This is a genomic window from Streptosporangium brasiliense, from assembly GCF_030811595.1.
GTDB lineage: Bacteria > Actinomycetota > Actinomycetes > Streptosporangiales > Streptosporangiaceae > Streptosporangium > Streptosporangium brasiliense.
On the sequence record NZ_JAUSRB010000002.1, the window covers coordinates 1285538 to 1304684 of the forward strand.

The 19147-nt window shown below is 69.9% G+C and carries 20 protein-coding genes; 12 read left to right on the forward strand and 8 right to left on the reverse strand.

The window, feature by feature from the left end; translation table 11 throughout:
* The first annotated feature begins 22 nt into the window (after window positions 1-22).
* The 7 genes from J2S55_RS14445 to J2S55_RS14475 all read left to right on the forward strand — a co-directional run bounded on the left by J2S55_RS14445 (window position 23) and on the right by J2S55_RS14475 (window position 7270).
* A complete protein-coding gene (locus J2S55_RS14445; RefSeq protein ID WP_306860724.1) occupies window positions 23-1162 on the forward strand; it encodes a nucleotide disphospho-sugar-binding domain-containing protein in 1140 nt (379 codons plus the stop codon).
* A 7-nt stretch (window positions 1163-1169) separates the two neighbouring features.
* Window positions 1170-2108, forward strand: coding sequence for an NAD-dependent epimerase/dehydratase family protein (locus tag J2S55_RS14450; protein ID WP_306860726.1), 939 nt, complete (start codon window positions 1170-1172; stop codon window positions 2106-2108).
* A 126-nt stretch (window positions 2109-2234) separates the two neighbouring features.
* Window positions 2235-3173, forward strand: a complete 939-nt coding sequence (locus tag J2S55_RS14455) for a thiamine pyrophosphate-dependent dehydrogenase E1 component subunit alpha (RefSeq protein ID WP_306860728.1) — start codon at window positions 2235-2237, stop codon at window positions 3171-3173.
* Window positions 3173-4135 carry an alpha-ketoacid dehydrogenase subunit beta gene (locus J2S55_RS14460; RefSeq protein ID WP_306860730.1) on the forward strand — a complete coding sequence of 321 codons (963 nt, stop codon included), beginning with the start codon at window positions 3173-3175 and terminating at the stop codon, window positions 4133-4135. Before J2S55_RS14455 ends, J2S55_RS14460 begins: the two co-directional genes overlap by 1 nt.
* An 18-nt stretch (window positions 4136-4153) precedes the next feature.
* Window positions 4154-5191, forward strand: a complete 1038-nt coding sequence (locus J2S55_RS14465) for a glycosyltransferase family 2 protein (protein WP_306860732.1) — start codon at window positions 4154-4156, stop codon at window positions 5189-5191.
* A complete protein-coding gene (locus J2S55_RS14470; protein WP_306860734.1) occupies window positions 5188-6237 on the forward strand; it encodes a hypothetical protein in 1050 nt (349 codons plus the stop codon). Before J2S55_RS14465 ends, J2S55_RS14470 begins: the two co-directional genes overlap by 4 nt.
* A gap of 10 nt (window positions 6238-6247) precedes the next feature.
* A complete protein-coding gene (locus tag J2S55_RS14475) occupies window positions 6248-7270 on the forward strand; it encodes a glycosyltransferase (RefSeq protein WP_306860737.1) in 1023 nt (340 codons plus the stop codon).
* Between the two features lie 16 nt (window positions 7271-7286).
* Here J2S55_RS14475 and J2S55_RS14480 read toward each other — a convergent pair whose 3' ends face one another.
* Window positions 7287-8039 (reverse strand): phytanoyl-CoA dioxygenase family protein, encoded by a 753-nt coding sequence (locus tag J2S55_RS14480; protein ID WP_306860739.1) that lies wholly within the window; start codon window positions 8037-8039, stop codon window positions 7287-7289.
* Between the two features lie 203 nt (window positions 8040-8242).
* Here J2S55_RS14480 and J2S55_RS14485 point away from each other — a divergent pair, with 203 nt between their 5' ends.
* The gene (locus J2S55_RS14485; RefSeq protein WP_306860741.1) at window positions 8243-8947 is read left to right on the forward strand and encodes an HAD family hydrolase; all 705 of its coding nucleotides are present in this window, start codon (window positions 8243-8245) and stop codon (window positions 8945-8947) included.
* Window positions 8948-9092: 145 nt separating this feature from the next.
* Here J2S55_RS14485 and J2S55_RS14490 read toward each other — a convergent pair whose 3' ends face one another.
* On the reverse strand, window positions 9093-10022 hold the full coding sequence (locus J2S55_RS14490) for a glycosyltransferase family 2 protein (RefSeq protein ID WP_306860743.1): 930 nt from the start codon (window positions 10020-10022) through the stop codon (window positions 9093-9095).
* Window positions 10023-10203: 181 nt separating this feature from the next.
* Here J2S55_RS14490 and J2S55_RS14495 point away from each other — a divergent pair, with 181 nt between their 5' ends.
* Window positions 10204-11283 carry a GDSL-type esterase/lipase family protein gene (locus J2S55_RS14495; RefSeq protein ID WP_306860745.1) on the forward strand — a complete coding sequence of 360 codons (1080 nt, stop codon included), beginning with the start codon at window positions 10204-10206 and terminating at the stop codon, window positions 11281-11283.
* Here the strand turns inward: J2S55_RS14495 and J2S55_RS14500 are convergent.
* The 4 genes from J2S55_RS14500 to J2S55_RS14515 form a co-directional block, all read right to left on the reverse strand.
* Window positions 11276-11524, reverse strand: coding sequence for a LuxR C-terminal-related transcriptional regulator (locus J2S55_RS14500; protein WP_306860747.1), 249 nt, complete (start codon window positions 11522-11524; stop codon window positions 11276-11278). The genes J2S55_RS14495 and J2S55_RS14500 overlap by 8 nt on opposite strands.
* Window positions 11525-12481: 957 nt before the next feature.
* Window positions 12482-12679, reverse strand: a complete 198-nt coding sequence (locus tag J2S55_RS14505) for a hypothetical protein (protein ID WP_306860749.1) — start codon at window positions 12677-12679, stop codon at window positions 12482-12484.
* A 2-nt stretch (window positions 12680-12681) separates the two neighbouring features.
* The gene (locus tag J2S55_RS14510; RefSeq protein WP_306860751.1) at window positions 12682-13527 is read right to left on the reverse strand and encodes an RNA methyltransferase; all 846 of its coding nucleotides are present in this window, start codon (window positions 13525-13527) and stop codon (window positions 12682-12684) included.
* A gap of 205 nt (window positions 13528-13732) precedes the next feature.
* On the reverse strand, window positions 13733-14059 hold the full coding sequence (locus J2S55_RS14515; protein ID WP_306860754.1) for a hypothetical protein: 327 nt from the start codon (window positions 14057-14059) through the stop codon (window positions 13733-13735).
* Window positions 14060-14255: 196 nt separating this feature from the next.
* On the opposite strand from J2S55_RS14515, the gene J2S55_RS14520 reads away from it, so the two are divergent.
* Window positions 14256-14909: a hypothetical protein gene (locus J2S55_RS14520; protein WP_306860756.1), complete on the forward strand. Its 654-nt coding sequence runs from the start codon at window positions 14256-14258 to the stop codon at window positions 14907-14909.
* Between the two features lie 112 nt (window positions 14910-15021).
* On the opposite strand, the gene J2S55_RS14525 is transcribed toward J2S55_RS14520, so the two are convergent.
* Both J2S55_RS14525 and J2S55_RS14530 read right to left on the reverse strand, forming a co-directional pair.
* Window positions 15022-15507, reverse strand: coding sequence for a hypothetical protein (locus J2S55_RS14525; RefSeq protein ID WP_370879783.1), 486 nt, complete (start codon window positions 15505-15507; stop codon window positions 15022-15024).
* The gene (locus tag J2S55_RS14530) at window positions 15417-15845 is read right to left on the reverse strand and encodes a class I SAM-dependent methyltransferase (RefSeq protein ID WP_306860760.1); all 429 of its coding nucleotides are present in this window, start codon (window positions 15843-15845) and stop codon (window positions 15417-15419) included. The genes J2S55_RS14525 and J2S55_RS14530 overlap by 91 nt, the downstream gene beginning before the upstream one ends.
* Before the next feature lie 434 nt (window positions 15846-16279).
* Between J2S55_RS14530 and J2S55_RS14535 the strand changes: the two genes are divergently transcribed.
* On the forward strand, window positions 16280-17242 hold the full coding sequence (locus J2S55_RS14535; RefSeq protein WP_306860763.1) for an FkbO/Hyg5 family chorismatase: 963 nt from the start codon (window positions 16280-16282) through the stop codon (window positions 17240-17242).
* 197 nt (window positions 17243-17439) lie between these two features.
* A complete protein-coding gene (clpX, locus tag J2S55_RS14540) occupies window positions 17440-19125 on the forward strand; it encodes an ATP-dependent Clp protease ATP-binding subunit ClpX (RefSeq protein ID WP_306860765.1) in 1686 nt (561 codons plus the stop codon).
* Window positions 19126-19147 lie beyond the last annotated feature (22 nt).

The window sequence follows — 19147 nt, forward strand, 5'->3', positions numbered from 1 at the left end:
GCCGACCCTGACCGGAGGACTTGTGAAGATACTTTTTATCTCGGGGCCGACGAAGTCGAGCGTATTCGGTCTCGCGCCGCTCGCGATCGCGGCGCGAGGGAGTGGTCACCAGGTCGTCCTGGCCTCGACGCGGGAAGCCGTGTCCGCGGCCCTGGGCATCGGCGTGCCGGCGTTCTCCACGACCCCGTTGTCGCTGACGGAGCTGATGACGCTCGACCGCGCGGGAGAGCCGCTGCGGATCCCGCAGGACGAGGCGGAGCTGCCCGTCTTCGTCGGCCACATGTTCGGGCGGCTGGCCGCCGCCGGTCTCGACCCGCTGCGCGACCTGGTGACCGGCTGGCGGCCCGACCTCATCGTCGGCGGGCCGCACGCCTACGTCGCGCCCCTCCTGTCCGCCGAGTTCGGCCTGCCCTGCGTGCGGCACCTGCTGACCGGCAACGCGATCGACAGGGAGGGGACCCACCCGGGCGTCGAGGAGGAGCTCCGTCCCGAGCTGGACAGGTTGGGGCTCGACCACGTCCCCGGCTTCGACATGGCCGTCGACATCTTCCCGGAGAGCACCAGGCCCGACGGCGCCACGCCCGCGCAGCCCATGCGGTGGATACCGACGAACGAGCAGTGCCCGCTCCAACCGTGGATGTGCTCCCGGGGGGAACGCCGCCGGGTGCTCGTGACCGCGGGAAGCCTGGCGACGCCCACGCACAACTTCGGCTTCCTGCGTGGCCTGACCGACGCCCTCACGGAGCTGGACGTGGAGGTCGTCATCGCGGCGCCGGAGGAGGTGGGCGAGGAGCTGCGCGCCGAACGCGGCGTCGCCCACGCGGGCTGGGTCCCCATGGACGTGGTGCTGCCCACCTGCGATCTCATCGTCCATCACTCCGGCACGATGACCGCGCTGACGGCGCTGCACGCCGGCGTCCCGCAACTGATCATCCCGCAGGAGAGCAGGTTCACGGACTGGGCGCGGATGCTGTCCGCCCGGGGCGTCGCGATGACGCTGCCACCCGGGCAGGACACGCCCGACGCCGTCGCGGCGGCCGGCCGGGAGCTGCTGGGGAACCCCTCCTACACCGAGGGGGCGCGCGCGATCGCCCGAGAGATCGCCGAGATGCCCCTGCCCGCCGAGGTCCTCGGCGTTCTGGAAAAGCTCGTGACAGCCTAGGAGCGACATGCGCGTGCTCGTGACCGGCGGAGCCGGGTTCATCGGGTCCCACCTCACCGACGCCTTGCTCGAACGCGGCGACGCCGTCACCGTCCTCGACGACCTGTCCACCGGCCTGGCCGGACGGCTGGACCCGGGGGTCGCCGTCCACCGGGAGTCGGTCACCGACGCCGTGGCGCTCACCCGGCTGGCCGAGCGGATCCGCCCGGAGGTGATCTGCCATCTCGCGGCCCGGATCGACGTCAGGGCCTCGGTCGCCGACCCCGCGGCCGACGCCGGGGTCAACGTGGTCGGCACCATCAACGTGCTGGAAGCGGCCCGCGCGGTCGACGCCCGGGTCGTCTTCGCCTCCACCGGCGGCGCCCTGTACGGGGCGGACGCCGAGATCCCCTCTCCGGAAGGGCTGACACCCGAGCCGGAGGCCCCCTACGGGACGGCCAAGTACTGCGCCGAGCAGTACATCGGCCTGTACAACCGGCTCTACGGCACCGGCCACACCGTGCTCCGGCTCGGCAACGTGTACGGCCCGCGCCAGGATCCGGCGGGGGAGGCCGGCGTCGTGGCGATCTTCTGCGGCCGGGTCCTGCTCGGGCGGCGGCCGACCGTGTTCGGCGACGGCGCCCAGACCCGCGACTACGTCTACGTCGGCGACATCGTCGAGGCGTTCCGCACCGCCGTCGACCACGGGCGGCCCGGGGTGTGGAACATCGGCACCGGCGTCCCGACCAGCGTCCTGGATCTCCTGGAGCTCATCGGGCGGACCGCCGGCCATGCCCCGGAACCGCTGTTCGCCCCCGCCCGCCCCGGCGAGCTGCAGCACTCCGCCCTGGACGTCACCCGCGCCACCGCCGAGCTGAAATGGTGCGCCCGCACCTCCCTCGCGGCCGGGATCGCCAAGACCTACAAGTGGGCCGAGGCCGGCGAACCGATTGACGCCAAGTGCTGATTCTCTGGTGTTTTTCTCAGTTTTTCCCGATCTTTCATCGCATATAGTTAAATGTCCATGATTCCCATCGGGAAAGGGAGTTCTTTGACGAGCACGCCAGAACGATCCCGACGCCTTTACCGAGAGATGCGCCTGATCCGGGAATTCGAAGAACGGTGCTTCGAAATGGCCCTTTCCGGAGAACTGGTGGGCGGAATTCATCCGTACATCGGCCAGGAGGCCGTCGCGGTGGGCGTGTGCTCCCAGTTGGACGTCCAGGACGTCATCACCAGCACGCACCGCGGGCACGGGCACGTGCTGGCCAAGGGGGCCGATCCGAAACGGATGCTGGCCGAGCTGTACGGCACCACCGAGGGTCTCAACCGGGGCCGCGGCGGCTCGATGCACGCCGCCGACGTCAGCCTCGGCATCTTCGGCGCGAACGGGATCGTGGGCGCGGGCGCGCCCATCGCGACCGGCGCGGCCTGGGCGGCCCGGCGGGCCGGCCGGGAGCAGGTGGCGGTGAGCTTCTTCGGGGACGGCGCGCTGAGCCAGGGGGTCGTCCTGGAGGCGTTCAACCTGGCGGCGCTCTGGTCGCTGCCCGTCGTGTTCGTCTGCGAGAACAACGGCTACGCGACCAGCCTGCCGGTCGGCAGGGGCCTGGCGGGCGATCCGGTACGGCGGGCGGCGGGCTTCGGCATGACGGCGTGGTCGGTCGACGGCATGGACGTCGAGACGGTGGCCGAGGCGGCCGCCGCGGCGGTCGACGGGTGCCGCCGCGGCGCGGGCCCCTACTTCCTGGAGTGCAAGACTTACCGGTTCCACGGTCACCACTCCTTCGAGCAGCAGGTGGGCATCGACTACCGGGAGGGCGACGAGGTCGCCCGCTGGCAGGACCGCGACCCGCTGACCCTGCAGCGCGACCGCCTCCCAGCGGACGTCGTGGCATCCGTGGACGCCGAGATCGCCGCCCTGGTCGAGGACGCCGTCGCGTTCGCCCGGTCGAGTCCGGCGCCGGACCCCGGGGACGCGCTGGAGTATCTCTACGCCGGCCCGATCGCCGCGCGGCCGGGGTCGGTGCTCTGATGGCGCCCCTGGCCTACATCACCGCGCTGCACCAGGCGCTGCGCGACGAGATGGCCCGCGACGAGCGGGTGTGCGTCCTCGGAGAGGACGTGCGGCTCGGCCTGACCGGCATCACGCAGGGGCTGGCCCAGGCGTACGGCCCGGAACGGGTGGTCGACATGCCGCTCTCCGAGCAGGGGTTCACCAGCCTCGCCACCGGAGCGGCGATGGCGGGCCAGCGGCCGGTCGTGGAGTTCCAGATCCCCTCGCTGCTCTATCTGGTGTTCGAGCAGATCGCCAACCAGGCGCACAAGTTCTCGCTGATGACCGGCGGCCAGGTGAGCGTCCCCGTCACCTACCTGGTGCCCGGCTCGGGTTCACGGTCCGGCATGGCCGGGCAGCACTCCGACCACCCCTACAGTCTCTTCGCGCACGTGGGGTCAAGACCGTGGTGCCGGCGACGCCGTCGGACGCCTACGGGCTGCTGGTGTCCGCGATGCGCGACCCCCGACCCGGTCGCCGTGTTCGCCCCCACGATGCTGATGGGGACGGCCGAGGAGGTCACCGGCGAACTCGGCCCGGTCCCCCTGGGCAGCGCGCGGGTCCACCGGGAGGGGACGGACGTCACCGTGGTCGCCGTCGGGCATCTGGTGCCGACCGCGCTGCAGGTCGCGGCCGAACTCGCGGGCGAGGTGTCGATCGAGGTCGTCGACCCCCGGACGGTCTACCCCGTCGACTGGGCGACGCTGGGCGAGTCCGTCGCCAAGACCGGGCGGCTGGTGGTGATGGACGACTCCAACCGGATGTGCGGCCTCGGCGGCGAGATCCTGGCCACGGCGGCCGAGGAGTACGCGCTGGTCGCTCCGCCGAAGCGGGTGTCGCGGCCGGACGGGGCCGTCATCCCCTACGCGCTCGCGCTGGACCACGCGCTGCTGCCCAGCGCAGCGCAGCTCACCGAGGCCGTCCGTGCCGTGCTGAAGTAAGAAGTAAGGAGACAGGCGATGGCATCCGTACGCCCGCCGCGCGTCGCGACGATCACGGTGGGGACGAACGAGATCAAATGGCTGGACCGCGGCCTGGGATCCCTGCTGGACAGCGACGTCACCGGCTTCGAGCTGGACGTGCACTACGTCGACAACGCCTCGTCGGACGGCAGCGTCGAGCACGTGGAGCACGAGTTCCCCGGGGTGAGGATCACCCGTAACTCCCGGAACCTGGGCTTCACCGGGGCCAACAACGTCGGCATCCGCGCGGCGCTGGCGGACGGCGCCGACTACGTGTTCCTGGTCAACCCCGACACCTGGACGCCGCCCGACCTGATCCGCGGCCTGGTCGAGTTCGCCGAGAAGTGGCCGCAGTACGGGATCATCGGGCCGTTGCAGTACCGCTACGACCCCGCCTCGACCGAGCTGCTGGAGTTCAACACCTGGACCCACACCGCCCTCTGGCTGGGCGAGCAGCACACCTTCGCGGGCGACATGCTCGATCACCCCTCGCACGCGGGCGGCCCGGAGGGGCGCGCGCCCAGGACGCTGGAGCACTCCTACGTCCAGGGGTCGGCGCTCTTCGTCAGGGCCGAGGTGCTGCGCGAGGTGGGCCTGCTCGACGAGGTCTTCCACACCTACTACGAGGAGGTGGACCTGTGCCGCCGCACCCGCTGGGCGGGCTGGCGGGTGGCCCTGCTCCTCGACCTCGGCATCCAGCACTACGGCGGGGGCGGCACCCCCGGCGGCAGCACCTACACCCGCGTGAACATGCGGCGTAACCGCTACTACTACCTGTTCACCGACGTGGACTGGGGCCCGTTCAAGACGGCCAGGCTCGCCGCCCGCTGGTTCGTCTCCGACCTCATGGGCAACGGCGTGGGCGGCCGGACCACGCCGGCCACGGGGACCAGGGAGACCGTGGAGGCAGTGGGGTGGCTCGCCCGCCGGGTGCCCGTCATCCTGGACCGCCGCGTGCGCCATCGCTCGTTGCGGGCCCGCGGCCGGCGGTCGCCGGCGGTGCGCGCGGAGCGGGAGAGGCCGGTGGACGGGTGAACCGGGCTCGGATCCTCATCTCCGGGAACTTCCACTGGCAGGCGGGATTCAGCCAGACCGTGGCCGCCTACGTGCGGGCGGCGGAGGAGGTGGGCTGCGAGATCCGCGTCAGCGCGCCGCTGTCGCGGATGGACGCCGAGGTGCCGCGGCACCTGCCGGTCGAGCAGGACGTCCGCTGGGGCACGCATCTGGTCCTCATGTTCGAGGCCAGGCAGTTCCTGACCGCGGACCAGATCGAGCTGGCCGGCTCGTTCCCCAGGGACCGCCGGCTGATCGTCGACTTCGACGGGCACTGGGGAGCCGGGGAGGACGCCGCCGGCGACAGCGCGTCGAACAAGTACTCCGTCGAGAGCTGGCGCCTGCTCTACTCCACGCTGAGCGATCTGGTCCTCCAGCCCAAGGTGTCCGGGCCGTTGCCCCCGGGAGCGGAGTTCTTCAAGTGCTTCGGGCTGCCCCGGGCCGTGTCGCACCCGCTGGAGCTCGGCCGCAAGCGTGACTACGACCTCCAGTACATCGGCAGCAACTGGTGTCGCTGGGAGCCGCTCGCCGAGGTCGTGGAGGCCGCGGCGCGGGCCCGGCCGCCGCTGCGCCGGCTACGGGTCTGCGGCCGCTGGTGGGAGGGCGAGACCTGCCCCGGGTTCGAGGACATCACCTCCGGCGAGCCGGGCTGGCTGCGCCGGCGAGGCGTCGAGGTCCACCCGCCGGTGCCCTTCGACCACGTCATCCAGGAGATGGGCCGGGCGTTGATCTCGCCGATCCTCGTCAGCCCGATGGTGACCAGGACGGGCCTGCTCACCGCCCGGCTGTTCGAGACGCTCGCCTCGGGCAGCCTGCCCGTGCTGCCGGCCGAGGCGGAGTTCATGGCCCCCGTCTACGGCGACGACGCCGCGCACCTGACGCTGGGCGCCGACCCCGCCGCCGTGCTCACCCGCCTGACCGCGGACTACGAACACCACGCGCGGATCGTGGGCGGCGTCCAGGACCGGCTGCGCGTCGAGTACGGCTACCGCCGCGTGCTCGAAGACCTGCTGAGCTTCTTCCGCTGAGGAGACCGCGATGGAACCGCTGACGATCGCGTTGGTCAACGTGCCGCTGCGGCTGCCCACCGACACGCGGAAGTGGATCACCGTCCCCCCGCAGGGATACGGCGGCATCCAGTGGGTGGTGGCGAACCTCATGAACGGCCTGCTGGAGCTCGGGCACGAGGTCTTCCTGCTCGGCGCCCCGGGGAGCCCGGTCACCCATCCGCGCCTCACGGTCGTGCCCGCCGGGGAGCCGGAGGACATCCGGGAGTGGTTGCGCACGGCGCGGGTGGACGTGGTGAACGACCACAGCTGCGGCGCGGTCGACCCCACCGAGTTCCGCCCGGGTGTGGCCCTGATCAGCTCGCACCACATGACCACGCGCCCGCGCAACACGGCTGGCTGCGTCTACAGCTCGAAGGCGCAGCGGGCACACTGCGGAGGCGGTCCGGACGCACCGGTGATACCGATCCCGGTGGATCCGGCCAACTACCGGACGGCCACGCGGAAGGAGGACTTCCTGCTGTTCATGGGCAGGATCTCGCCGCACAAGGGCGCGCTGGAGGCCGCCGCGTTCGCCCACGCCTGCGGGCGGACCCTCCTGATGGCCGGGCCCGCCTGGGAACCCGACTACCTCGACCGGATCAGACGCGACCACGGCGACGCCGTCGAGCTGGTCGGCGAGGTGGGCGGGCCGCGGCGCAACGAGCTGCTGGCGACGGCCGCGGCGGTGCTGGCGCTGTCGCAGCCGGCCACCGGCCCCTGGGGCGGCATCTGGTGCGAGCCCGGCGCCACGGTGGTCTCCGAGGCCGCCGCCAGCGGCACTCCCGTGGTGGGCACCCGGAACGGCTGCCTGGCCGAGATCGTGCCGCCGGTGGGCGGGCTGGTGCCGTACGGCTCCGCCTTCGACGGGCACGAGGCCCGCGGGGTCCTGGAACGGCTCCCCGCGCCCGGCGAGGTCCGGGAGGAGGCCATCCGGCTGTGGGGCCATGTGGAGATCGCCAGGCGCTACGAGGAGGTGTTCCGGGCCGCGCTGGCTGGCGCCTCGTGGGGCTGAGCCGCCGGCCGCCGGTTCAGCCGTCGACGAGCCACGGCCGGGGTTCGGGGTCCGCCACCTCGACGGCGGGCCCCATGAACACCAGCACGTAGGCGCGCCGCGGCTGGTCGGTCCGGTTCGGGCCCGCGTAGTGGGGGGTCCGGAAATCGTGCATCACCGCCCCGCCGGGAGCCAGCGGGCAGGGGACTCCGGCCGTCTCGTCCACCTCTTCCGTCATCAGCCCGCGGATGCGGTCGTCGTGGTCGATGTGGTGGTGCGGCAGGACGGGCCCCCGGTGCAGGCCGGGCGCGTAGTGCAGGCAGCCGCTGTCCACCGTGGCGTCGTCCAGCGTCGTCCAGATGCTGAGGCCGCGACGGGCCCAGCGCGGGTCCATGTACGCCTCGTCCTGGTGCCAGGGCGTCGGGGCGCCGTACCCCGGTGGTTTCAGAATCGCGTGCCCGTAGAATTCGAGTTCTTCCTCCGGAATCTCCAGAAACGCGGAGGCTATTGCGCGGCAGCGTGCGAAGTGCGCGCTCTCCGGTAACTCGGGGGCATACTTCTCGGGGTGGACGATCTGCGGGAGCCGCGGCGGTTCGGCGCCGTCCTTCCGCCCGGCGATGTCGTAGTAATCGGCGGTCCCGGTATTCCCGTGCCGGGCGAACAGTCGGTCGTAGACGCCGCGCAGCCAGGCGACCTCGTCGGCATCGGCGAGTCGCGGAAGAATGGTGAATCCGTCTCGCCGGAATTCCTCTCGGCGAAGGCCGTCGATCTCGCTTCTCAACTCCGTCACGCCCACTGCTCCCTCCCTGGAGAAAGGCTCTCCACGAGAGGATACGAGAGGATCGCGGGCCGATCGCGGCCCGGCGCCGGATAATAGGGAATCAACTAGTATTTACCCGCGAACTCCACGATTAGTGGCCATGGGGTCGATTACCCAATAATCGCCGTGCGAGACTCGTCGAGATGTCCCGGACGATACTGGAGTGAGTTGCCATGACCCGATACAGCGCCGCAGCGCTGGACGTCGGCGGAGTCATTTACTATGACGAGCCTTTCGAACTGGCCTGGCTTCAGGGCACCTTCGACCGGCTCCGCGCCGACGACCCGGCGATGACGCTCGGAGCCTTCATCGAGCACGCCGAACGGTTCTATCTGCGCTCCGACGACGGGACACTGCTCGATTCGGACGCGGCGGCGCAGAGCTGGGCGCAGGTCCGGAGCGCCTGGAGCGAGCTGGCCCAGGAGATCCCCGGCACGGTGGCGGCGGTGGCGGCGATGGCCCGGGAGATCCCCACGGTCATCGTGGCCAACCAGCCGCCCGAATGCGCCGACGTCCTGGCGGACTGGGGGGTGACCGAGGCGTGCGACGCCATGTTCCTCGACTCGCTGGTGGGGGTGTCCAAGCCTGATCCCGCCCTGCTCGGGCTGGCGCTGGAGCATCTCGGCACGGCCCCCGCCGACCTGCTGGTCGTGGGGAACCGGGTCGACCACGATGTGGTGCCCGCGCTCAGCCTGGGCTGCCCCGTGGCCTTCGTCCTCGCCGACACCGGCTACCGCTGCCCGCCCGGCGTGCATCCGGACCTCGTCAGGCACTACCGCGCGTTCCGCGCGGTCCGGACGGCGCCGCCGGCCGAGGGAGAGCAGGTCAGGACCATCGCGTCCCTGGCCGCGCTGAACGCCGGTCCCGGCGGGCACTGACGGTCCCGGCGGGGGTCGGCAGGAGAGTGCGGGTCGGGGAGCGCCCGGCGGGCTCCGGCAGGAGGATGCGGGTCGGGGAGCGCCCGGCGGCGGGGGCCGGGGCCACCGGCTCCGACTGCGGCCGGACGCGACCGGGAGGCCGTGATCAGGCCCACCGGCGGGGGCGGCCCTGCTGCTGCTGGGAGTACACCCGCGCGGGACGCCTGCGGAGCCGCAGCAGGAGCTCGTGGGCGATACCGGCGGCGGTGACCGCGCCGTAAAGGCAGGCCAGCGGCCAGACGAAGGGCGACTCCGGCGCGGTGCGGTGCCGGTCCCATTCCTTGCGGAACCCCGCGCGCACCTGGTTGCGGCCGGCCTCGGTCCGGCCCTGCCAGTACGCCCGCCGCAGGAGGTAGCTCAGCCGCAGGCGGTTCTGATCCACGTCGTGCACCACGGAGCAGTCCGGCAGCAGGCGTTCCCGCCCGCCGGCCTCCCTCATCAGGCTGATGAAGGTGGTGTCCTCCCCGGACTGGAGGTTGCCGCCGGTACGGCTCAGCGCCAGGTCGAAGCGGAGCCCGTGGGCGTGGGCGAAGGCGGTGTCGACGGCCATGCAGGCCCCCCAGATCTTGATCTCGCCCCTGTCGCGGTGCCAGCCGACGAGGTGGAACTGACCTGAGGTGAGGTACCAGGGCAGGGGCCAGGCCGGCCGCCGCAGCCGGACCCCGGCCATGTGCGCGCCGCCCCGCAGGGACTCGCGGATCGCGGTGACGGCCGCGGCGTCGAGCCGGACGTCGTCGTCGACGAACAGCACGTGGTGCCCCGGCCACCGGGCGAACACCCTGTTACGTGAGGCCGATATCCCGCCGGTGGCGCCGAGGATGTGCATGGTCCCGCCCGCGGCGCGCACTTCGTCGGCCACCTGCTCGGCCTCGGCGCTCATGGGCTTGTCGAGCAGCACGAAGTATTCGTCCCCGGACAACTGCGCGAGGTTATGGCGCAGGTTCTTGCGTACGTTCTCGACGCGGAAGGCGCATATCGCCACCACCATCGGATGGTCGGACGGATTGGACTTGCCCACAGTCGTGCTGTCTCCCATGGTCCCCTACCGGTAAGCGCTTCAGGCGACACGAAAAGGTGAGAACAGCCTAGCCATTTTTTTATGGGGAAATTTCTAGCTTTTCTTCCGATCGGTTTCTGGGCGGACTGTTAGCATGATCGTGCCTCAATGTTATTTGGGCTCCGAAGCCTCGTCCTATTTCGGCAAGGTGGATCAGGGTATGCACACACCAGCACGTCGGCTGTCGGCGACGGATCCGTCGCTGACCTATCGCGGCGCGGTCTCCCTCCAGGAAGTCGACGGCGGCATAGCGCCTTGGCGGATCCCCTTCGCGGACCGCGCGCTTTTCTTCCCGGAGGGCGGCATGGGCCGGGCCGCGATGCCCTCGGGCGTCCGGGTGACGTTCGTGACCGACGCCACGTGGGTGCGCTGCCGATATTCCGCCCGGCCGGCCCCCGAGATGGACGGGCCGCCCGTCGTCGGCCACGTGGACGTCGTGGTGGACGGCGATCTGGCGGCCGGCGTCCGGCTGGAGACCGGCGGGGCGGTCGGCGAGTTCCTGGTCGAGGGCCTGCCCGGCAGGGACAAAAAGGTGGAGCTCTGGCTGCCCTGCCTGAACCAGTTCGTCATGCACGGAGTGGAGGTGCCCACGGACGCCACGGTCCGGCGGGACGTCGAACCGGCTCCGAGGTGGGTGCATTACGGCTCCTCCGAATCCCAGGGACGGGGGGCGCTCTCGCCGAGCCGCACCTGGCTCGCCACGGTCGCGAGATCCCTCGGGCTGGATCTGACCTCGCTGGCCATCGGGGCGGGGTGCCACCTGCAGCCCCTCTACGGCTCGCTCATGCGAGACCTTCCGGCGGACCTGCTCACCTGCTGCGTGGGCATCAACATCTACGGCACCCGCAGCCTGAACGAGTTCACCTACCAGGCGAACCTGATCGGGTTGGTGCGGAGCGTGCGGGAGAAGCATCCCACGACCCCGTTCGTCGTCATGTCGCATCACCATTCGCCCTGGCATGATCCCCTGGAGACCCCCGGTGTCTTCTCTCTGAAGCAGGTCCGCGAGCACACCCGACTGGCGGTCGAGCGGCTACGCGAGCACGGCGACGAGAATCTGTTCTATCTGCATGGCCCGGATGTTTTCGGACCGGAATGGACGGCCCTGTATCTGGAGCCCCCGGGGATCGACCCGCTGCATTTCAACGCCAGGGGCCACGAGATCATGGCCGAGGCCTTCCAGCGCGGCCTGCTCGATCTCGTCCCCGGGTTGAGGCCGGTCCCGGCCCGGATCAGTTGACGTTTTCCTTCCGGACCTCCGGCGGCCAGGTGCCGGCGGCGAGGATTCCCATGGAATAGGCTTTGGCCACGAGAGCGGGGCGATTGGGAACTCTGAGGTTCTGCAACATCTTGCTGACGTGATACTCGACCCCCTGGCGGCTCAGATAGAGCTTGGCCGCGATATGTATGGTGCGCTCTCCGGCGGCGATGCTTTCAATGATCCGGACATCCAGTTCCGATAGCGAGAAGTTGGTATACATGCTTTTCCCCTGTTCAAGCATAAAACTCTCTCGGTCTGTCGTTAAGATTTGCTCCCGAATCGCTTCCGGGTAATCGCCCGAACCGCCTCCCGGTGATCGCTTTCACATACCTGCGGACAAATCGAGATGACTAATCATGGTCATGGCGGAGCGCAGCGCGAGATTTCGGCCTGACCGTGGACCGGACAAGTGGACTGGGCGGCGGGAGTCTAGGATCTGGCTTGCGCACACAGTTGACGGGGAGTGCCGATGACGTGGCGCTGCGCGACTCCGCCGCATCCTTGGAGCCGACCAGGGATTATTCCGACAATGTCCACAATCGGTTGTGCACCGATAAACAGAGAGCGTCGAGAAGGCGTAAGCAGCCCGACACGGCCTGCCCAATACACTATTGAAATCATCATGTCAAGCCTGGGCATGGCTATGTCAACTTCTCCTGTCAAATGCGATCCGTCCAGACCCCGAATGGTCCAGATCGACTAAAATAGTGCCATATTGACCGGTAAGAGTGCCATGTCGCCCGGCGAGATATTAACCTCCGAAGGACTCTTAGGGGATCTACTAGAGCGTCGGCCGCAGGCATTCACGTCCGGCGCATTCGGGGATAACGTGCTTGTCACGGCGATCGTTGCCGGACGTGACGGGGCCCGGACATCGCTGGTCAGACCGGTGTCGGGCGGCCTCCGGGCCTGGCCGGGAGGGGCGCCGCGGATCGCGGTCGGCACGCCGGCGTCGGGGCCCATCGGCACCGGGAGCGGATCCGGGGCGATCACCAAGATTGCGGAATAAGCCACCGGCGCGCGGCCGATCGCCGGACGCTCATCGTCAAATCATCAACTTGTCAACGCCCGCCGCCCGTGCGAGAGACAATCACCGCGATCTCGTGGATGAACCGGGCGGAATACGCCCGGCCTCCACTTCTACGCGATTTCCCGTCCGGATGGGCGACCGGTGCGTTCAGCGGTCCGCCGGAGCGCGGGCGGCGTGAAACTCACCGCCACCGGACCCCACGACGGTGATCCGGACGCCGCCACCGGACCCCACGACGGTGATCCGGACGCCGCCACCGGAGCCCACGACGGCGATCCGGACGCCGCCCGCGTCCGCGCCGCCGAGCACGTCCGCGGCTCCGCGGCCGTGCTCCTCCGGCTCCATGGTCAGGACCCGACCGCCGACCGCCTCCCGGCGGCGATCCGCTGCCGGGCCGCCTCGTAGAGGACCGCGGTCGCGGCGTTCGCCGCGTTCAGCGAGCTCGCGGCCCCGGTCATCGGGATGCTGACCATGTGGTCGCACAGCTCGCGCCACGCGCTGCTGAGCCCGGTGGTCTCGTTGCCGATCAGCAGCAGCGTCGGCTGGGTGAGGTCGAAGTCGAAGACGTCGCACTCACCGTGCTCGTCCGTGCCGACCAGCACTATCGGCCTTCCGTGCGCCCGCTGGGCGTCCACCCAGCCGGTCACCTCGCCCGGCGACGGCACCCGGACGGCGGGCAGCGCGAACAGCGAGCCGGTGCTCGCCCGGACCGACTTCGAGTCGTACACATCGGCGGCGTGGCCGGCCACGATCAGCCCGTGCGCGCCGAAGGCGTCCGCCGAGCGGATGATGCTCCCGATGTTCCCCGGGCTCGTCGGCCGGTCGAACAGGACGCCCAGGAAGTCGTCGTCGACCCTGATGCGGCCGAGGTCGTCGGCGGGCATCCCCACGACGGCGATGACCTCGGGCGGCGTCTCGTTCTTCTCACCCAGGTCCGCCAGCATGTCCGGAGCCATCGAGATCCGCTCGGTCCGCACCGTCCGCAGCAGCTCCTCCGCCCACTTCGACAGATTCCGCTTCCCGTCGTAGATGAGCGCGTGGATCGGCCAGCCGTACTCCACCGCGAGCGAGATCGGACGGACGCCCTGGACCAGGAACTCCCGAGCTCGGGTCCGCTTGTTGCGGTTGGTCAGCAGCGACTCCCACTGCTGGAAACGAGCGTTGCGTGAGTTGATCCGCTGGACCGCTGGCACCTGTCCTCCAAGGCGATATGACCACTTCGATGCGGCCCAAGCATCGTACGCTGGCCGACCCCGGGCGGCGGGTGGCTGCCCGGAGCCCGGCCGCCCCACGCGACCTGCGCGTATTCGGGGACCAGCCCACCGGGGCGGGCGCCGGATGACCTTGGTACCGCCCCGCAGGGGACCGAGAAGGGCCCGTGGCGGAGCGGCCGGAGGCTCAGCCGCAGGGGCTCATGATGACGGCGAAGCCCTTGAGCAGGCCGACCGTGCCGAGGAAGAGCGCAAGGGCCACCACGGCCAGGGTGACGCCCTTGCGCACCACGGGCTGGTAACGGGTGAGGCCGGTGGCGACCTCCCAGCCGGCTCCCAGGGCGACGAGCGCCGCGAGACCGCCCAGGCCGATCCCGGCGAGGTCGGTGTAGCTACAGGAGGTGACCTGCCCGTTGACCGTCAGGGTGTTGGACATGTCGACGCGCAGGACGACGGCGAGCACGCCGATGACGAGCGCGGCCCAGGACTTGGACGATGCCATGCGGAGATTCACGGCACGGAATCTATTCACGCCCGCTTGAGCGTGGCTTGCGGCTGGATGGAAGGGGCGTGACCGCGGACCGGACACCCTCCGGAGGACGGCGCGGCCGGCACCGCTCGCCGGGACGGCACTGCCCACGCACACCGGGACCGGCCACCGCCTCGGCCCGCCGCCGAACCACCGTCCGGAGGGATACGTGATGGAGGGCATGAGATACCGGGTTCTCGCCGTCCTGCTCCTGCTGACCGCCGCCGTCGTGGCCACTCCCGGTACGGCGTGCGCCTGCTCCTGCGCGCCGCTCGAACCGCGACGGCAGGTGGAGGAGTCGGCCGCCGTCTTCACCGGGACGGTGGTGGCCGCCCGCCGGCTCAAGGGCGCCCCCTCCGGTCCCACACCGCCGATCGTCTACACCTTCCGCGCGGACCAGGTCTACAAGGGACGGGCGGACGCCGAGTTCCAGGTGGTCACCAACGCCGACGAGGCCGCGTGCGGCTACCGGTTCACCACCGGATCCCGGTATCTGGTGTTCGCCTCCGCCGGGGAGTCCGGCCTGTTCGCGATCGACCCGGGTGTGCCCCTGCACACCTCGCTGTGCGCCGGGAACCGGATGGTCCGTCCGGGCGTGGCCCCCCTGCGGGCCGACGACGGCGCCCAGAGCGGGGCGCCGCTCACCGCCGGCCTCCTGACCGCTCTCGGTACGGCCACGCCGCCGGCGCCCCCGGCGCCCTCGGCCGCTCCCCCCGCGCCCAGTACGTCCGGCGACGGGCCGGGCCCGTCCTGGATCTATGGAGGCGTGGCCCTGGCGGCCCTCGGCCTCGCCGCGGCGGGGTGGCGGCTCCTCCGGCGAGGCAGGGCGGCGTAGGGGGCTTCCCCCAGCGAGGCAGGGCGGCGTAGGGGGCTCCCCTCCGGCGCCACCGGCGCCCTCACCCGCTCCTCACGCGGTGGGCCGCCGGGCCGCCTCCGCGTCCGGTGGTTCAGGCGTGGCCCTGCGCGAGGACGCCGGGCCGCCGGCCCCAGACGGCGATCGTGGCCATCCCCAGATCGCGGAAGTCCGGATCGCTCAGCCGGGCCCGGGTCTCGTCGATCATGGCGGCGGTGATCCCGTCGATGGCCTGCAGGGCCGGGGCGAGCTGGTCGATGGTCAGCTTCCAGAAGCGGCTCATCGGCCGGTCCCCACCGACGACCGAGTGAGCGACGTCCATCTCGACCCCCACCAGCCCCACCCGGCTCAGACGGTCGTGCAGGGCCCGGGGCCACCGGCAGTCGGTGCCGATGCGCTCGGCCAGGGCCGTGAAGACACCCATGCTCGTCTCGCGATAGGCCGTGTGCGGTGAGGATTCGATGGGGAACTCGGCCGGCTCCTCCAGCATCAGCCAGCCGCCGGGGGCCAGCCAGCTGACGACCCGGGCGAGGTCCAGTTCCCGGCTGCACAGATGGCAGAACAGGTAGCGGGCGTGGATGAAGTCGAAGACCCGGGAGGGAAGTCGTCACGCGTCAGGTCGTGCTGGAGCCATGACAGGTTGGCCCGCTCTCCGTACCGGTCCCCGACGAGCCCCAGATCGAGATCGGTGGCGACCACGGTGCCCCGGGGGCAGCGCTCGGCGAGCCGGCGGGCCACCGTACCGGTCCCCGCGCCCAGCTCCAGACAGCGCCAGTCGGACCGGAAGGGCAGGGATTCCAGCCGCCGGAACGACGCCGGATCCAGTTCCTGGGACAGCGCGTTCAGGCGCTCGTCCTCGGTCACGGTGGCGTGGTTGAAAACACCATCGCCATAACGCTCGACGAGTTGCTGCGTCATCGGTGCGACCTCCGGGTAGGAGATGCTGCTCCCTGAGGGGAATCGTTATGCCACGGACCGGATGGAGCAGAGGCGGTCCCGTCCACGGATTTGACGACATTCACGGGGCGGTGGGAGGCCACTGCCCCGCCCCACCGAGAATTACAGGGCCGCGGCAGGCCGTCTTCTTCGAAAAAGGGATCTCCGGCAATAGGGGTGAGGGCCCTGTCCCCGCCGCCATTGTCCGCACAATTCAGAAAAGGCGGAGGCAAAGACGGCGCAATGCGGAATAGGGGTGGCGGCCGCAATACGGAAGATGATCGGCGAGGATCGGGACACTCATGCTTGGGGACGAACCGTCTCCGGCAGACAGGACCGACGATGACCATTACCACTTCTCTGGCCGGCCTGAGCTGCCGATTCGAGAACGCGGACCCCGGGGCGAGTCCGGCCGGGTGCTGGGCGCGGTCGGATACTCGGATCGGGCCGGTGGTCCGGTCGTCCGGGACGGCCATCCGTCGCTGACGCTGTCGATGCGCGACGACGGGGGCCCGGCGTTCACGGAGGTGTGGCGGACCACCGCGGACGTGACGAGCGGGCGGCACAAGGGCCTGGCGTACGCGCACGACGGGGAGTATCTGTTTTGCTGCGGGCGGATCGAGGAGACCGCGGACTACGTCACCTCGACCGAGGCCGCCTACCTGGCGGCATTCGAGCTCATCGAGCTGCTCGGCTACCCGAACGTCGTCCGCGTGTGGAACATGGTCAACGAGATCAACGACGTGGACGACGGCGGCCACAACGTGTACACCCAGTTCTGCAGAGGCCGCGCGGCCGCGTTCGAGCAGCGGCAGATGTCGGAGCGGCTCATACCCGCCGCCACCTGCGTGGGGAGTCACGGCGGCGGTGTGGCGTTCTATTTCATCGCGTGCCGTTCGGCGCGGGTGACGAATATCGAGAATCCCCGGCAGACCCCCGCCTACCGCTATCCGCCGAGATACGGGATAAAGTCGCCCAGCTTCGCCCGGGCCACCTACCTGTCATCGGGGAGCCCCGTCCGGTCCGATTACCTGTTCGTCTCCGGGACCGCCAGCATACTTGGCTGCGAGACCGTCTATAAGGGTGACATCGAACGGCAGTGCGCCACGACGCTCGACAACATCTCGGTGCTCATCGGCCCGGGGAATCTCGCAAAGTATGGAATCGGCGCGGACCTGACGCTCCAGGACCTTGATTCCGTGAAAGTCTACGTGAAGCGCGACGCGGACATACCTCTCGTGCGGCGGATGTGTTCCGGCGCTTTCTCCGGGGACGCCGAAGTCGCCTATCTGAACGTGGACATATGCCGGGACGACCTCCTGGTGGAGATCGAGGGGATGGTCACGCCGGAGCGCCTGACGGCCTCCGGCGGAGCGTGAACCCACCGGACTCCGGGACCGGCCCCCGCGCGGCACGGGCGCGGGGAGGCGGGTCCGGCCGGCCGGTGAACCGCGGGCCGGCTCCGCCGGGATTCCGATGATCCGTCGGCAGAAAACCAGAAATCACAGCATCACGGGCAGTGGGCGCGGATTACCCTGAGATCAATGGGTCATGGGAATCACGCGAGCAGGTGCCAGTGGAATCCGTAGAGATCACTTACTGCAGTTTCTGCAACAAATCCCAGCACGAGGTAGTTAAGGTGATCGCGGGGCCCGAGGTATACATCTGCGATGAGTGCGTGGAGCTGTGCAACGAGATCCTCTCCGAGGAGAAGGCCGAAGACGACAAGAAATCCAAAAAGCGGAAATTCCATGACATAGCGCGCGCTGAGCCTCCCAGGCCGTCCTGGCTGTACGACCGGCTGTCCGATTACGTCATCGGCCAGGAGGAGGCCAAACGCGATGTCGCCGTGGCCGTCCACCGTCATTTCCTCCGCTCCCGGGTCCGCGGCGCCCACGGCTACGACAAGAACAACCTCCTCCTCATCGGCCCGACCGGTTCCGGCAAGACGCTCCTGGCCAAGGCGCTGGCCGCGGCTCTCGACCTCCCCCTCGCGATCGTCGACGCCACGACGTACACGGAGGCCGGCTATGTCGGCGAAGACGTCGAGGGCATGTTCAAGGACCTCCTCAAGGTGGCCGGCGGCAACCGGGAGGCCGCCGAGAGCGGCATCATCTACATCGACGAAATAGACAAGCTCGCCCGCAAGTCGGTCAACCCCAGCATCACGCGCGACGTCTCCGGGGAGGGCGTCCAGCAGGCGCTGCTCAACATATTGAGCGGGACGGACGTCACCTACGACCCGAAGAGCAACCGCAAGCACCCCTCCAGCGACCGCACGGCCGTCAACACCGAGGGGATCCTGTTCATCGGCGGCGGGTCGTTCGAAGGGCTCACCCGCATCGTGGCCGACCGCCTGGTGCGGACGCGGCTGAAGACACCGCAGCAGGTCGCGGCGGAGCCGGGGAGGATCCTGACCGAGGCCGGTCAGGAGGACCTGATCGCCTTCGGGCTCATGCCGGAGTTCGCCGCCCGGTTCACCACCATCAGCGCCTTCGAGCCGCTGAGCGCCGATCATCTCCGCTCCATCCTGCACTCGACGCCGCAGTCGCCGATCCGGCAGTACCAGGCGTTGCTGAGCGAGCACCGCTGCGATCTCACGGTCACCGACGGAGCGGTGGAGGAGCTCGTCCAGCGGGCGCTCAGGGAGCAGGCGGGGGCGCGCGGGCTGCACCGCGTCCTCGACCGGACCATGCGCGACGTGCTGTTCCTGCTCCCCGACAGGAAGGACATCCATTCCTGCCTCGTGGACGAAGACGTCGTCAGGGGAGCGCGCCCCGCGACTCTCCTGGACAAGAAGGGGCGGCCGGTGGCCGTGAAACGCGACCGCGTCTTCATCAGCTACAGCAGGAAGGACCGCGCGTGGCTGACGGAGCTGACGACCATGCTCGGCCCCCTGATCCGCAACAACGCGCTCAACGTCTGGTACGACCAGGAGATCAAGCCGAGCCGATTGTGGCGTGATGAGATCAACCAGGCACTGGCCTCCACCAGTGTCGCCGTCATGCTCGTCAGCCCGGAGTTCCTGAACTCCACGTTCATCACCGCCGAGGAGCTCCCCTACTTCCTCAAAGCGGCCAAGACGGAGAACGTCAAGATCCTCTGGGTCCTGGTGGAGAACTGCCTCTACGAGGAGACGCCCATCGCGGCCTACCAGGCCGCCCACGACATCCGCACCCCCCTCGCCGCCCTCCCCAGGGCCAGACGCCAGGAGGCGTGGCTGCGCATCTGCCAGCGGATCAAGCAGGCCGCCGAGTCGTAGTCACCCACGGGCCGTGGCCGGC